14 protein-coding genes are annotated in these 14603 nt (G+C 72.6%); 5 read left to right on the forward strand and 9 right to left on the reverse strand.

From position 1 onward, the window contains the following. Window positions 1-48 precede the first annotated feature (48 nt). Window positions 49-741, forward strand: coding sequence for an LbetaH domain-containing protein (locus GA0070623_RS08710; protein ID WP_231932720.1), 693 nt, complete (start codon window positions 49-51; stop codon window positions 739-741). Here GA0070623_RS08710 and wecB read toward each other — a convergent pair. Together wecB and GA0070623_RS08720 are read right to left on the reverse strand one after the other, a co-directional pair. Further along, window positions 670-1794, reverse strand: a complete 1125-nt coding sequence (gene wecB / locus GA0070623_RS08715) for a non-hydrolyzing UDP-N-acetylglucosamine 2-epimerase (protein WP_067303498.1) — start codon at window positions 1792-1794, stop codon at window positions 670-672. The genes GA0070623_RS08710 and wecB overlap by 72 nt on opposite strands. Before the next feature lie 10 nt (window positions 1795-1804). Further along, window positions 1805-3100: a glycosyltransferase family 4 protein gene (locus GA0070623_RS08720; protein WP_067303495.1), complete on the reverse strand. Its 1296-nt coding sequence runs from the start codon at window positions 3098-3100 to the stop codon at window positions 1805-1807. Window positions 3101-3279: 179 nt separating this feature from the next. Between GA0070623_RS08720 and gmd the strand changes: the two genes are divergently transcribed. From gmd to GA0070623_RS08735, 3 genes are read left to right on the forward strand one after another with little or no spacing between them, the layout of a single operon-like run. Next, entirely contained in the window at window positions 3280-4293 is a 1014-nt protein-coding gene (gene gmd, locus GA0070623_RS08725) for a GDP-mannose 4,6-dehydratase (RefSeq protein ID WP_067303492.1), read from the forward strand. Then, a complete protein-coding gene (locus tag GA0070623_RS08730; protein WP_067303490.1) occupies window positions 4290-5492 on the forward strand; it encodes a glycosyltransferase in 1203 nt (400 codons plus the stop codon). The genes gmd and GA0070623_RS08730 overlap by 4 nt, the downstream gene beginning before the upstream one ends. Further along, window positions 5489-6613, forward strand: a complete 1125-nt coding sequence (locus GA0070623_RS08735; RefSeq protein ID WP_067303487.1) for a DegT/DnrJ/EryC1/StrS family aminotransferase — start codon at window positions 5489-5491, stop codon at window positions 6611-6613. Before GA0070623_RS08730 ends, GA0070623_RS08735 begins: the two co-directional genes overlap by 4 nt. Window positions 6614-6692: 79 nt before the next feature. Here the strand turns inward: GA0070623_RS08735 and GA0070623_RS08740 are convergent, their stop codons facing one another. The 5 genes from GA0070623_RS08740 to glgC form a co-directional block, all read right to left on the reverse strand. Continuing rightward, window positions 6693-7967, reverse strand: a complete 1275-nt coding sequence (locus GA0070623_RS08740) for an MATE family efflux transporter (protein ID WP_067303484.1) — start codon at window positions 7965-7967, stop codon at window positions 6693-6695. Between the two features lie 22 nt (window positions 7968-7989). Further along, a complete protein-coding gene (locus tag GA0070623_RS29885) occupies window positions 7990-8166 on the reverse strand; it encodes a hypothetical protein (RefSeq protein ID WP_157517460.1) in 177 nt (58 codons plus the stop codon). A gap of 26 nt (window positions 8167-8192) precedes the next feature. Continuing rightward, the gene (locus GA0070623_RS08745) at window positions 8193-9251 is read right to left on the reverse strand and encodes a hypothetical protein (RefSeq protein ID WP_157517459.1); all 1059 of its coding nucleotides are present in this window, start codon (window positions 9249-9251) and stop codon (window positions 8193-8195) included. A 222-nt stretch (window positions 9252-9473) separates the two neighbouring features. Further along, window positions 9474-11111, reverse strand: coding sequence for a phosphoglucomutase (alpha-D-glucose-1,6-bisphosphate-dependent) (gene pgm / locus GA0070623_RS08750; RefSeq protein ID WP_067303476.1), 1638 nt, complete (start codon window positions 11109-11111; stop codon window positions 9474-9476). Window positions 11112-11181: 70 nt separating this feature from the next. Continuing rightward, window positions 11182-12414 carry a glucose-1-phosphate adenylyltransferase gene (gene glgC, locus GA0070623_RS08755; RefSeq protein WP_067303473.1) on the reverse strand — a complete coding sequence of 411 codons (1233 nt, stop codon included), beginning with the start codon at window positions 12412-12414 and terminating at the stop codon, window positions 11182-11184. A gap of 95 nt (window positions 12415-12509) precedes the next feature. Between glgC and glgA the strand changes: the two genes are divergently transcribed. Then, window positions 12510-13712, forward strand: coding sequence for a glycogen synthase (gene glgA / locus GA0070623_RS08760; protein WP_067303550.1), 1203 nt, complete (start codon window positions 12510-12512; stop codon window positions 13710-13712). Window positions 13713-13770: 58 nt separating this feature from the next. On the opposite strand, the gene GA0070623_RS08765 is transcribed toward glgA, so the two are convergent. Both GA0070623_RS08765 and GA0070623_RS08770 read right to left on the reverse strand, forming a co-directional pair. Then, window positions 13771-14226: a type II toxin-antitoxin system VapC family toxin gene (locus tag GA0070623_RS08765; protein ID WP_067303470.1), complete on the reverse strand. Its 456-nt coding sequence runs from the start codon at window positions 14224-14226 to the stop codon at window positions 13771-13773. Further along, the gene (locus GA0070623_RS08770; RefSeq protein ID WP_067303465.1) at window positions 14216-14455 is read right to left on the reverse strand and encodes an AbrB/MazE/SpoVT family DNA-binding domain-containing protein; all 240 of its coding nucleotides are present in this window, start codon (window positions 14453-14455) and stop codon (window positions 14216-14218) included. The genes GA0070623_RS08765 and GA0070623_RS08770 overlap by 11 nt, the downstream gene beginning before the upstream one ends. Between the last annotated feature and the right edge of the window lie 148 nt (window positions 14456-14603).

Here is a 14603-nt window from a genome sequence, read left to right on the forward strand (position 1 = left end):
AGGGGGCGACGGGTGACCACCGACGTAGTGATCGTAGGTGCGGGCGGGATGGGCCGGGAGATTTTCGGGGTAATTCGGTTGTTGAACGCCCATTCCACCGGCGGCCCCCGGTGGCGCGTCCTCGGCTTCGTCGACGACTACCCCACCGAGGCGCACGTGGCGCAGGTGCGCCGGCTCGGCGTGCCCTTCCTCGGCCCGACCCGCTGGCTCGCCGGCCGGCCGGCGACCACCCGGGTGGCGCTGGGCGTCGGGCATCCCCGGCTGCGTCGCGAGACCGACCAGGTTCTCGCCCGGTACGGCCTGCCCGCCGCCACGGTGGTGCATCCGGCGGCGGAGATCGGGCCGGACTGCGTCTTCCAGGAGGGCCTGTTCGCGGCCGGTGGCGCCCGGGTGACGACGAACGTGGTGCTGGGCCGTCAGGTGCACCTCAACCAGAACTGCACCGTGGGGCACGACACCGTCCTCGGTGACCACGTCTCGGTCAACCCGCTCGCCGCGGTCTCCGGCTACTGCCGGCTGGACGACGGCGTGCTGGTCGGCACCACCGCCGCCGTCCTGCCGGGGCTGCGGGTCGGCCGGGACGCCGTGGTGGGTGCGGGCGCGTGCGTGACCCGGGACGTGCCGGCGGGCACGGTGGTCACCGGCGTGCCCGCCCGGCCGGTGGACCGGTCAGCGGCGGATGCCGGCCCAGTCGTGGTGCCGCCGCACGGTCGAGAGGATGAAGTCGACCACCCGGCGTGAGGTGTCCGGCACCTGGTAGTCGGCCGGGCAGCCGACCGGTCCGGCCGCGACCTGGGCCACCACCACCCGGACGCCCTCCACCACCCCGGTCGGGTCCAGGCCGGTCATCACGATCGCGCCGGAGTCCAACGCCTCGGGGCGCTCGATGGACTCCCGCAGGGTCACCGCCGGGAAGCCGAGGATCGCCGCCTCCTCGCTGACGGTGCCGCTGTCGGACAGCGTGCACCGGGCGTGCCGTTGCAGGGTCACGTAGTCGAAGAACCCGAACGGCTCGTGGAAGGTGATCCCGTCCAGCAGCGTGCCGTCGACGGCGAGCGACTCCAGCCGCTTGCGGGTACGCGGGTGGGTGGAGACCAGCAGCGGCAGCCGCCACTCGTCGCGTACGGCGCAGAGACAGTCGAGCAGCCGGCGGAGCCGCTCCGGGTGGTCGACGTTCTCCTCCCGGTGGGCGCTGACCACGAAGTAGCCGCCCGGTTCGAGGTCGAGCTGCGTCAGGACGCTGGACCGGGCGATCTGCGGCCGGTAGTGGTCGAGCACCTCCCGCATGGGTGAGCCGGTGTGCAGGATCCGGCGGGGGTGCAGCCCCTCGGCGAGCAGGTTGCGCCGGGCGTGCTCGGAGTAGACCAGGTTGAAGTCGGCGACGTGGTCGACCAGCCGGCGGTTGGTCTCCTCCGGGACGTTCAGGTCGAAGCAGCGGTTGCCCGCCTCCATGTGGTATACGGGCACCTTCATCCGTCGGGCCATCAGCGCCGCGATGGCGCTGTTGGTGTCGCCGAGCACCAGCAGCGCGTCCGGCCGCAGTTCACCGATGATCTTCTCGGTGCCGACCAGGACCGCGCCGAGCAGGCTGCCGAGCGACCGGGTGTCGGCCCGCAGGAAACGGTCCGGGGGGCGTACGCCCAGCTCGCTGAAGAAGATGTCGGACAGCGCGGGATCCCAGTTCTGCCCCGTGTGCACCAGCGTGTGCTCCACGGTCCGGTCCAGCGTGTCGATCACGCGGGCCAGCCGGATGATCTCCGGCCTGGTCCCGACGACGGTCATCACCCGGGTCACGGATGCCTCCTCATGGTTGCTCGGGGTCCTGCGGGCACCGCCGGACGGGCGGCTCGGTCGGTGTCCCGGGCGGTCGGCCCTGTGGCGGCACCCGGCGCGCCGGAACGCCGATCGCCTGCCGGGCCTGGTCGAGGACGCTGACCCGGCACCGGCCGAGCCGCCACCGGCGGTACGCCTCCCCGGCCGCCCGCCGGGCCGCCTGCCGCTGCTCGGGTGTGGCGGCGGCGATCCGGGAGAGCAACGCGCCCAACGCCACCGGGGTCAGCTCGGTGAGCACCTGCCCGCCACCGTCGCGCAGCACGGTCGTCCAGGGGGTCCGGTCCGAACAGACCACCGGGCAGTACGCCGCCATGCTCTCCGCGATGGCGTTGCCGAAGTTCTCCCCCCGGGTCGGCAGGACCGACGCGTCGTACCGGGCGAAGGTGTCGCCGACCTGCTCGGGGCGGAGTTCGCCGCAGTAGCGAACGACGGAGGGGTCCGGCAGGGCCGACCACAGTTCCGCACACCGTTGCCAGTACCGCGCGTCCTCCACCGGGCCGTAGACATCCAACCGCACCGGGGGCCGGACGTGGGCCAGCGCGGCGAGCACCAGGTCCAGGTTCTTCATCGGTGAGATCCGGCTGAGGAATACCAGGCGTACCTCGTCGGTGGCCGGCAGCGCGGCCGGGGCGGGGCGGGGCTCGGGGCCGGCGGCGGGCGCCACGACGGCCATCCGCGCCCGGGGCAGGATCCGCCGGATGTCGGCGGCCTCGTGCGGGCCGGTGGCGTGCCACAGCACCCGGGGTCCACGTAGCATCCACCGCCAGCCGGCCAGGAACACCCGCTTGCGGAACCGGTGCAGGTCGAGGGCGGCCGCGCCGAACTCCCCCCGGGGGGCCACCAGGATGCGGTCCGCCCGCAGCAGGCCGAGCCGGGCGGCGGCGACGGGCAGGATCGAGAAGGCCGACCAGACGCTGTTCACGTAGAGCAGGTCGTACCGCGCCGAGCGCAGCGCCCGCCAGAGCGTCCACCAGTGCGCCGGCCGCCGTACCCCGAGATAGAAGACGTCCGTCCGGCCGTGTCGCGCCCAGGTGCCGGACAACCCGGGATAGGCCGTCCGGGTACCGAGGTCCCGGTCGCGGGTCAGCAGGGTGGTGGAGACCTCGCCGCTGGCCGTGTCGAGGGTGTCGGCGATGGACCGGACGGGACCGCCGGCACGCCAGCCGGGGCTGAAGTAGCCGGCCGTGACGAGTACCCGGAAGCTCTTCTTCCCGGCATCGGCCGCCCGTTCGTCGACGTCCGTCGCGGAGCTGGTGTCGCCGGCCATCCTCGCTCCTCGCTGAAGACACGGAACTGGGTGGCCCAACGAGCGAGAACCATTCCGGTAACTGTGCCCGGCAATTTACGTGAACGTGCCGGACATTGCCGCAACACTCGTGGTGAGCAGCCCGTTAGCCGGTATAAGGAAGTCCCGCGAACAATCCGATCCGGCACGAGAGGAACCCCATGTCGCGAGTGGCACTCATTTCCGGCACCACCGGTCAGGACGGTAGCTATCTGTCCGAGTTCCTGCTCGACAAGGGATACACGGTGCACGGGATAAAGCGAAGGTCCTCCTCGTTCAACACCGAACGCATCGACCGGGTCGACGTCCATCCCCGGCACGGGGAGGCGCGGCTCTTCCTGCACTACAGCGATCTGTCCGACCCGGCCTCGTTGACCTCGCTGGTCCGCGACATCCGGCCGGACGAGATCTACAACCTCGGCGCGCAGAGCCACGTGCGCGTCTCCTTCGACGTCCCGGGCTACACCGCGGACGTCACCGGGCTGGGTGCCCTACGGATGCTGGAAGCGGCCCGGGCGGCCGACGTCGACTGCCGCTTCTACCAGGCGTCCTCCTCGGAGATGTTCGGCTCCACCCCGCCCCCGCAGCGCGAGGAGACGCCGTTCCACCCGCGCAGCCCGTACGCGTGCGCCAAGGTCTACGCCTTCTGGACGGCGGTCAACTACCGCGAGTCGTGGGACATGTTCTGCGTCAACGGCATCCTGTTCAACCACGAGAGCCCACGGCGGGGCGAGAACTTCGTGACCCGCAAGATCACCCGCGCGGTGGCCCGGATCGAGGCCGGCATCCAGGACAAGCTGTACCTGGGCAACCTCGACGCGGTGCGGGACTGGGGCTACGCCCCGGAGTACGTCGAGGCGATGTGGCTGGCGCTCCAGCAGGACACCCCGGACGACTACGTGGTGGCCACCGGCGAGGGGCACTCGGTCCGCGAGTTCGTCGAGGCCGCCTTCGACCGGGTCGGCCTCGACTGGCAACGGTACGTGGAGGTCGATCCGGTCTACTTCCGACCGGCCGAGGTCGACGCGCTGATCGGCGACTACACGAAGGCCCGGCGGCGGTTGGGGTGGGCGCCGAAGACCCTCTTCGGCGACCTGGTGCGGGTGATGGTGGACGCCGACCGGCAGCTCCTCGAGGACGAGCGGATGGGACGCCTGGTGCGGGTGGACCGGTGAGGGTCACCGTCGACGCCACCGCGATCCGTCCCGGACACGCCGCCGGGGTCGAGGCGTTCACCTACGGACTGCTGTCCGGGATGACCGCCGACACCTCCTGCGAGCTGCGGGTGAACGTCCTCCGCGGCACTCTCGACCAGTGGCACGGCCAGGTGCCCGCCACTCGGATCGGCTGGACCGAGGTCGCCCAGCCGCTCCGCTCGGACACCGCGCCGGGGCGGGTGCTGCGCCGGTGGACACCGGTCCGGGTCCGCGACTCCCTGGCCGTCCGCCGGGCGGTCAACGCGGTCCGGCAGCGCGCGGTCCCCCGGCAGCGGGGGGCGGACGTCACGCTCTACCCGTTCCACGGCGCCCCGATCGGTCCCGGACCGTCCGTCGTCGTCCTGCACGACCTGCGGCACCTCCACGCCGCCTTCCACTCCCCCGGCTTCGCCGCCGTGGTCCGGGAGAACGTGGCCCGCGCGTCCGCCCTCGTGGTCACCTGGCCCCACCCGTACCGGGAGACCCTGCGGCTGTTTCCCGAGGCGGCGCAGCGGACCGCGCTCATCCCGACCCCGACCTTCCAGCCCGCGCCGGACCGTGCCGCCGCCCGGCCCGAACCGGGCCTGCTGGTGTACCCGTCCTCCACCGCGTCCCACAAGAACCACGCGACCCTGCTGGAGGCGATGGCGCTGCTCCCGCAGTGCCGCCTGGTCTGCCCCGGGCCGCTGGTCGAGCCGGACGCCAGCCGCCTGCTCGCCCGCGCCGCGCGGCCCGACCTGCGGGGCCGGGTGTCCTTTCCCGGCTTCGTCACCCTCGACGAGCTGAACGCCCTCTACGCCCGCGCCGACGCGGTGGTGATCCCGTCGCTGTGGGAGGCGGCGAGCGGGGCGATGCTGGAGGCGTTCAGCTGGGGGCTGCCGGTCGCCTGCGCGGACGCCGAGCCGCTGCTGGCCCAACTGGAGTTCACCGGAGCCGAGGCGACCGTCTTCCGGGCCACCGAGCCGGCGTCGCTGGCCGAGGCGGTCGGGCGGCTGCTGGCCGACCGGCCGCGCTACGCCGCCGCCGCCCGGCACGCCGACAACCGGTTGGCCGTCCGCACCTGGACGGCGACCGGCGGCGACTACCTCGACGTGCTGCGCTGGGTGGCGCAGGGAAGGCCGGGACCGATGCCGAGATCCGCGTTCGCCGCCGAACTCGCCGGGGAGGGAACGGCATGAGCACCGTCGACGACCGGTATCCGGTGGCCCGGCCGAGCCTGTCCGACCTGGAAGAGCGGTACGTGGTGGACGCCCTGCGCAGCGGCTGGGTCTCCTCCCAGGGCCGCTACCTGACCGACTTCGAGGACCGGTTCGCCCGCCGGTGCGGTGCCGGCACCACGGTGGCGACCGCCAACGGCACCGTCGCCCTGCACCTGGTCCTCGCCGCCGCCGGGATCGGTCCGGGCGACGAGGTCATCGTGCCCGCGCTGACCTACGTGGCGACCGCGAACGCCGTCGCGTACTGCGGGGCGCGTGCGGTCTGCGTGGACGTGCTGCCGCAGAGCTGGTGCGTCGACCCCGCCGCGGTCCGGGCCGCGATCGGCCCACGGACCCGGGCGGTCGTCGCCGTCGACCTGTACGGCCACCCCGCCGACTATCCCGCCCTGCGCGAGCTGTGCCACCGGCACGGCCTGCTCCTGGTCGCCGACGCGGCGGAGTCCTTCGGCGCCACCGTCGACGGACGTCCGACCGGTGCCCTGGCCGACGCCACCACCTTCTCGTTCTTCGGTAACAAGGTGATCACCTCGGGCGAGGGCGGCTGTGTCACCACCTCGGACGCGGCCCTGGCCGAGCGGATGCGGCTGCTGCGCAACCAGGGCATGGATCCCCACCGGCGGTACTACTTCCCGGTGCTGGGCTTCAACTACCGGATGACCAACCTGGCCGCCGCGCTGCTCTGCGCCCAACTCGACCGGGCCGACGAGATCATCGCCCGGCGGGACGCGGTGGTCGCCGGCTACGAGACGCAGCTGGCCGACGAGCCGGCGCTGTCGGCGCAGCCGGTGGTCCCCGGTGTCCGCCGCGCCCCGTGGATGGCCGCCTTCCTGGTCGGACCGGAAGGCGATGACGCCTCCCGGGACACGGTGGCCCGCACGCTCGACCGGCTCGGGGTGGAGACCCGGCCCTTCTTCGTGCCGATCCCCGAGCTGCCCGCGCACCGCGACCCGACCGCGCACTGCCCGGTGACCGTCGACCTGAGCAGGCGCGGCCTCAACCTGCCGACCTACCCCGACCTGACCGGCCCGGGGCTCAAGACGGTGGTGGAGCGGGTCCGCGCCGCCCTGGCGACCCTCGCCTGACCCGCCGGCCCCGGCCCTGCGGCGCGCACTGCCGCCCGGTCCCGCGCTCCGGTCGGCCTGACGCCCGGGCCCGCCCGGTTCACCCGCCGGGCGGGGCCGGGAGGAGCCGGGGGTGCGCCGACGCGCGGTGCGCCCCACGGTGCCGCAGCAGCGACAGGTAGCTGCCGGCCCAGGCGACGGCGCTGACCAGCGCGAGCGCCGCGAGCGCGCCCGCCGCGCCGGTCGCACCGCCCAGCACCGCCGCGACGACGACCACCGGCACCCGCAGACCCCCCAGCAGGACGCCGAGCAGTATCGCCCGCCGGCCCGCCTGCTCCACCCGTAACCCGGCGAAGCCGACGGCCGCCGGCACCGCGAACAGGCTCTCCAGGGCCAGCAGCACCAGCAGACCACGGGCCAGGTCCCAGTTGCCGCCGAGCAGCGTCCGGCCGGCCGCGTCGGGCAGCAGGGCGATCGCGGCCGTCAGCGGCAGGATGCCGGCGGCCACGAGCAGGGTGACCCGGACGGCCGCCCGGGACCGCGCCGCCCGGGAGCCGGTCCGGCCACGGGCCAGGTAGGGCAGGGTCAGCGTGGCGGCGGTGGACAGGACCAGGTTCACCGGCCCCAGCAGGGTCCGGCCGGCGCTCAACGCGCCGACCACCGAGGTACCCGCGACGGCGGCCACCGCGCTCAACGACACCTGAGCCGACCCGGTGGTCAGCAGGAACTGGGTGCCGAACCCCACCGCGACCCGGCTCTCCGCCCGGCCGGCACCCCAACCGGGTCGTCGGGCGTACCCCCGGCGCAGTCCGACGAGCACGCCGATCAGGCCACCGGCGAGCGCCCAGACGGCGACCACGAAGGGCGCGCCGACCAGCCGGAACAACGCGCCCAGCGCGGCGGCGCAGGTGACCGCCGTCCAGGTGGCCTCCTGGAGCAGTGCGCCCGCCGGGGTGCCCAGGCCCAGGGCGGTCGCCTTGGCGTAGTCGTAGAGCACCAGGCCCGGCAGGGCCAGGCCCACCAGCAGCAGATAGGCCGAACCGTACGCCGCACCCGCGACGGCGAGCGGCGCACCGCAGAGCGTGCCGAGCAGCAGCACCCGGGAGGCGGCGGAACGCACCCCCGTCCCCGCCGCCAGGACGGCCTCGGTCACCATGCTCCGGACCAACCCGGAGACGAGGACGTAGCACGAGAAGGCGAGGGCGAACCGGCCCACCCCGCCGATCGACTCCAGCCGGGTCACGGTGATCGCCACCAGCAGGTTCCCGCCGCTGGACAACCCGCCGACCACCAGGGCGAGCAGCGCCCGTCGGCCGGTCCGCGGACGGACCCCGCCCGGGTGCCCGGTGACGCGGGAACGGACCCCGACGGTCACCGGTCGGCGCCCACCGGCAGCGTCACGCAGGTCGTCCGGTACGGCGGGGGAACCCCGGGGCGGCCACGGTGCCCGGACCGCCCCGGCCGAGGGCGATGGTGCGGGTCAACCACAGCAGGAAGAAGACGGTGGCGGCCGACACCACGTGCTGCATGAAGCCGATGGTGGAGTCGGGGTAGGTGCCGGACCAGAGCAGCACGTCGGAGCAGACCAGGCAGAACAGGCTCAGCCGGGCCGGGCCGGGCCGGGCCGGGCCCGCCAGCGCAGCAGCAGCGCCACGAACCCGGCCCAGAAGGCGTGCACCGCCACCACACCGACGGGGCCGGCGAAGAACCAGATGTTGCCCAACAGCAGGAAACTGGACGCGGACGTCGGCCCGCCACCGAGAAACTGGTTGATCTGCTGCCCGGTCGACAGGGCCGGCCGGTCGGAGTCGAGAATGCGCGGAATCAGCCCGTACCGGAGATGGTCGGTGAGGCCCGGCTGGCCGAGGTCGACCGGCACCTCGATGCCCTCCACGGCCGTCAGTTGCCGGTCCAGGCGCATCCGGTCGGTGGCGGTCACCGCGCTGTCCACCGCGATGCCCTGCTCCTCCCGGATCCCGTTGCGGTACGCGAACATCGTCGGCCACACCAGGACCAGCACCACCGTGCCGAGCAGCAGGTACCGCAGCCGGAACACGCCGCAGACCGCCCCGGCGGCCACGGTGAAGAAGACGAAGGAGATCAGGGGGGCCGTGAGCGCGGTCAAGAGGGTGACGATCGTCTGACTGGCGACGAGCGCGGCGAGCCAGCCGTACAGCTTCGCCCTGGACAGCCGACCGCCCAGGTGGCTGGCGACCAGCAGCGCGAAGCCGAGCGCGGCCCAACCGGAGAACAGCTTGGTCAGCGCCACCATCGGCCCGTCCGGCACCTCGCCGTAGATCTGCGCCACGATGCTCCCGCGTCCGAGATAGGCACCGAGCAGGTCGACCACGATGCTGGTCACGGTCACCAGCCGGGCCACCGGATAGATGGCCGGATAGCGGGCGGTCGCCTGCCGCATGCCGTGCCGCCACTGTGGATCGGGACGCCCGAAGAGCAGGCTGACCGACTCCACGGAGAAGCTGCCCGCTAGGGCCAGGCCCACCAGCAGCACGATGAAACCGGTGTCCGGATTGCGGTGGAACACCGCCATCGGAAAGATCATCAGCACGTACGGGGCGAGCACCAGGAAGCTGACCGGGTAACACCGCAGCAGCCAGCCGACCACCTCCCGCTGTCGTTCCAGACGGGGGGCGCGCACCGGATGGACCGACCGGACGGCGGTGACGTCGCTCCCGGATCCAGGGTCGAGGGCCACCCCAGACCGGTTCATCAGATGTTCCCCTCACTGTTTCGGGTCGCCTCATGGGCAACGAGCCAGTCGATGCCACGACACGCTCCCGAGGGGAAACGCCGGAAAACGCGGCACGCCCCGCCCGGCCGCTCCGGGCGGCTGGGCGGGGCGCGACGGCGCTGGCGAGGACTAGCCGAGAACCCCGTCGACCAGGGACTTCGCCTCCTCCTGGATGCGGGCCAGGTGCTCCGGACCCTGGAACGACTCGGCGTAGATCTTGTAGACGTCCTCGGTGCCCGACGGCCGGGCCGCGAACCACCCGGACCCGGTGGTCACCTTCAGCCCGCCGATCGGGGCACCGTTGCCGGGGGCGCTGGTCAGGGTCGCGGTGATCGGCTCACCGGCCAGCTCGGTCGCGGTGACCTGCTCCGGGGAGAGCCGGCCCAGCACCGCCTTCTGCTCCCGGTCGGCCGGGGCGTCGATCCGGGCGTACGCGGGGGCACCGAAGCGGTCGGTCAGCGCGGCGTAGTGCTCGCTCGGGGTCCGGCCGGTGGTGGCGATGATCTCGGCGGCGAGCAGGCAGAGCAGGATGCCGTCCTTGTCGGTGGTCCAGGTGCTGCCGTCGCGGCGCAGGAAGGACGCCCCGGCGCTCTCCTCGCCGCCGAAGCCGACCGAGCCGTCCAGCAGCCCGGGGACGAACCACTTGAAGCCGACCGGCACCTCCAGCAGCGGCCGGCCCAGGTCGGCGGCGATCCGGTCGATCATCGAGGAGGAGACCAGGGTCTTGCCGACGGCCGCCGCCGGACCCCACTGCGACCGGGTACGGAACAGGTGGCCGATCGCCACCGCCAGGTAGTGGTTGGGGTTCATCAGGCCCCCGTCGGGGGTGACGATGCCGTGCCGGTCGGCGTCGGCGTCGTTGCCGGTGGAGACCTGGAACCGGTCCCGGGCGGCGATCAGCGACGCCATCGCGTTCGGCGACGAGCAGTCCATCCGGATCTTGCCGTCGCCGTCGAGGGTCATGAACCGCCAGGTCGGGTCGACCAGCGGGTTGATCACGGTGAGGTCGAGGCGGTGCCGCTCGGCGATCTCGCCCCAGTAGCCGACGCTGGCCCCGCCGAGCGGGTCGGCCCCGATCCGCACCCCGGCGTCGCGGATCGCGTCGATGTCGAGCACCGAGGGCAGGTCGTCGACGTACCCGGCGAGGAAGTCGTACGTGCCGGTGGTGTCGGCGGCCCGCGCCCGCGCGTACGGGATGCGCCTGACCTCCTTGAGCCCGGCGGCCAGGATCGCGTTCGCCCGGTCCTGGATCCACTTCGTGACGTCGGTGTCGGCGGGCCCGCCGTTGGTCGGGTTGTACTTGAAGCCGCCGTCGTCGGGCGGGTTGTGCGAGGGGGTGATCACGATGCCGTCGGCGAGCCCGTCGGTGCGTCCCCGGTTGTGGGTGAGCACGGCGTGCGACAGCGCCGGGGTGGGGGTGTAGCCGTCGCGGCTGTCCCGCAGCACGGTCACCCCGTTGCCGGCGAGCACCTCCAGCGCGTCGGCCTCGGCGGGGGCGGAGAGCGCGTGGGTGTCCCGGGCCAGGAAGAGCGGCCCGGTGAGGCCCTGCTCCCGGCGGTAGTCGCAGAGCGCCTGGGTGACCGCGAGGATGTGGTCGGAGTTGAAGGCGTTGCGCAGGCTGGACCCCCGGTGACCGGAGGTGCCGAAGGAGACCTGCTGCGCCGGGTCGTCCGGGTCCGGGTGCTCGGCGTAGTAGGCGGTCACCAGCCGGGGCACGTCGACCAGGTCGGCGGGCTCGGCGGGCTGTCCGGCACGGGGGTGGGCCACTGCGGAAACCTCCTCGGTGGTACGGGACGGGAGCGCTGTCTTCCCCGGCGGCGGCCGGGTCACACCCGGCTCAGGGTTCGACGCGCTGCCCCTTGCCGATGACGACGACGCCGTTGTCGGAGACGGTGTAGCGCTGCCGGTCCTTCTCCAGGTCGACGCCGATCTCGGCGCCCTCGGGCACGAAGACGTTCTTGTCGAGGATGGCCCGGCGGACCACCGCGTGCCGGCCGATCTCGACGCCCTCCATCAGCACCGCGCCGTCGACCTGCGCCCAGGAGTGCACCTTGACCTTCGGCGAGACGACCGAGTTCTCCACCAGCGAACCGGAGATCACCGCGCCGGGCGAGATCATCGAGCCGACCGCCCGGCCGACCCGCTCGCCCCACTGGTGGACGAACTTCGCCGGCGGGTACGGCGGCTGGTCGGTGTAGATGGGCCAGTCGAAGTTGTAGAGGTTGAACACCGGGTGCACGTTGATCAGATCCATGTGCGCGTCGTAGAACGAGTCGAGCGTCCCCACGTCCCGCCAGTAGCCCCGGTCCCGGTCGGTGCTGCCGGGCACCTCGTTGTCCTGGAAGTCGTAGACGTTGGCCTCGCCCCGCTCGACCATCATCGGGATGATGCTGCCGCCCATGTCGTGCTTGCTGGTCTTGTCGGCGGCGTCCCGCTCGACGGCCTCGCAGAGCGCCCGGGTGGAGAAGACGTAGTTGCCCATCGAGGCGTAGATCTGGTCGGGGGCGTCGGGCAGGCCCACCGCGTCGGTGGGCTTCTCCCGGAAGGCCCGGATCCGCTTGCCGTCCTCGCCGACCTCGATCACGCCGAACTGGTCGGCCGTCGACAGCGGCTGGCGGATGCCGGCGACGGTGACCGACGCCCCGGAGGCGATGTGGTCGTCGACCATCTGCCGGGGGTCCATCCGGTAGATGTGGTCGGCGCCGAAGACGATCACGTAGTCCGGCTGCTCGTCGTTGATCAGGTTAAAGCTCTGGTAGATCGCGTCGGCGGAGCCGGCGAACCACCACGGGCCCCGGCGCTGCTGCGCCGGCACCGGCGTGACGTAGTTGCCGAGCAGCGTCGACATCCGCCAGGTCTTGGTGATGTGGCGGTCCAGCGAGTGGGACTTGTACTGGGTCAAAACGACGATCTTGAGAAAGCCGGCGTTCGCCAGATTGGACAGGACGAAATCGACCATGCGGTACATCCCGCCGAACGGGACGGCCGGCTTGGCCCGGTCCGCGGTGAGCGGCATCAGGCGCTTGCCCTCTCCGCCGGCCAGGACGATCGCGAGCACCTTGGCAGCCATGACCAGACGCTATCCATACCGCTGCGACTTCACCACTCGTACGGGCACAGTTCCGCGACCGGTGCGCGGCCGGATTCTGCACTAGGGTGCCGGTCATGACCGACTCCGCCCCGCTGCGCGTGGACCTGCTGACCCGCGAGTACCCGCCGGAGGTCTACGGCGGGGCCGGGGTGCACGTCGAGTACCTGGCCCGGGAACTGCGCCGGCTCGCCGACGTCCGGGTGCACTGCTTCGGCGCGACGCGCGACGAGCCGGGCGTCACCGCGTACCCCGAGCCGGCCGACCTGGGCGGCGCGAACGCCGCGCTACGCACCATGGGCGTGGACCTGGCGATGGCCGCCGGGTGCGCCGGCACCGACGTGGTGCACAGCCACACCTGGTACGCCAACCTGGCCGGGCACACCGCCAAGCTGCTGTACGGGGTGCCGCACGTGGTGACCGCGCACAGCCTGGAGCCGCTGCGCCCGTGGAAGGCCGAGCAGCTCGGCGGCGGCTACGCGCTCTCCTCCTGGTGCGAGCGGACGGCGATGGAGTCCGCCGACGCGATCGTCGCGGTCAGCGCGGGGATGCGCCGGGACGTGCTGACCGCCTACCCGGCGGTGAACCCGGACCGGGTCCGGGTGGTCTACAACGGCATCGACACCGCCCAGTACGCCCCGGACCCCGGCACCGACGTGCTCGACCGGCTCGGCATCGACCCGGCCCGCCCCAGCGTGGTCTACGTCGGGCGGATCACCCGGCAGAAGGGCCTGCCGTACCTGCTGCGGGCGGCCCGGGAGCTGCCCGCCGACACCCAGCTCGTGCTGCTCGCCGGTGCCCCGGACACCCCGGAGATCGCCGCCGAGGTGGAAGGGCTGGTCGGCGAGCTGCGGGCCAACCGGTCCGGGGTGGTCTGGGTGGCCGAGATGCTGCCCAAGCCCGAGGTGATCCAGGTGCTCACCCACGCCACCGTCTTCGTCTGCCCCTCGGTCTACGAGCCGATGGGCATCGTCAACCTGGAGGCGATGGCCTGCGAGACGGCGGTGGTGGCGACCGCCACCGGCGGCATCCCCGAGGTGGTCGCCGACGGCGAGACCGGGCTGCTGGTGCCGATCGAGCAGGCCGGCGACGGCAGCGGCAACCCGCTGGACCCGGACCGGTTCGTCGCCGACCTCGCCAAGACGATCAACGAGCTGCTGGCCGACCCGCAGCGCACCGAGGAGTTGGGTCTCGCCGGCCGGCGGCGGGCCGTCGAGCACTTCTCCTGGGACGCCATCGCCGTCCAGACCCTCGAGCTGTACCGCTCGCTGCGGGCATAGGGCGGGTTCCTCCCCCCGTCCCTCCGCTGCCACGCAGGCTGGACGAAGCAGGGACCGGTCACTCCCCGGGCGCGATCAACTCCAGGGTCGGGAAGTACGAGCGGTAGCGGCTGCTGTCGCGGGTGAGCAGGCGGTAGCGGCAGACCGCCGCGTGCGCGCCGATGGAGAAGTCGGCGATCGGCGAACGTTTGGAGCCGCCCTGCCGGCGGTACCGCGCGTAAGCCTTGCCGGCCAGGAAGCCCGCCGGGTACGGCAGGTCCTCGCGGAGAAAATCCGTGGCGGGCAGCGCGGCGTCGAGTTCCTCGACACCGTCGAACCGCACTGACACCTCGGCGTACACGATCGGATTGATCACCAGAACGCCCTCGTCGCGGGCGCTGGCCAGGGCCTCAGCCGACCAGTCGGCCCAATGCGGGTCCTCGGTGAAGATGTCCAACAGGACGTTGGTGTCGACCAGCGTGGCAACCGTCTCCGGCACCCGACCGGCGACAGCCCGGATCCGTTCACTCCCCACGGAGCAGGTCCATCAGGTCCTCGGTCGACATGCCCCGCACCTCCGGGGCGTTGCCCCTGCCGCGCATGTGCCGGACCAGACGCTGACCACGGGTCTCAGCGTCACTGACGCGCACGATGCGCAGTGCGCCGCCTTCCTCGATCACGTCGACCTCATCACCCTCGTGCAGGTTGTACCGGACCCGCAGTTCCGCCGGGATCGTCACCTGACCCTTGCTGTTCAACTTCACCGCAGCCCCCTAGATACGTATTACAGATGATACGTGTCGCAGGTCTCTGTCTGGCTGCTCTCAGGTGATGTGGAGGGTGGCGGCGAGGCGGCCCCGGCGTCGCGGGCGTACCGCTCGCTGCGGGCATAGGGAGAGGTCAGGTACAGTT

This window comes from Micromonospora rifamycinica (assembly GCF_900090265.1).
Classification (GTDB): Bacteria; Actinomycetota; Actinomycetes; order Mycobacteriales; family Micromonosporaceae; genus Micromonospora; species Micromonospora rifamycinica.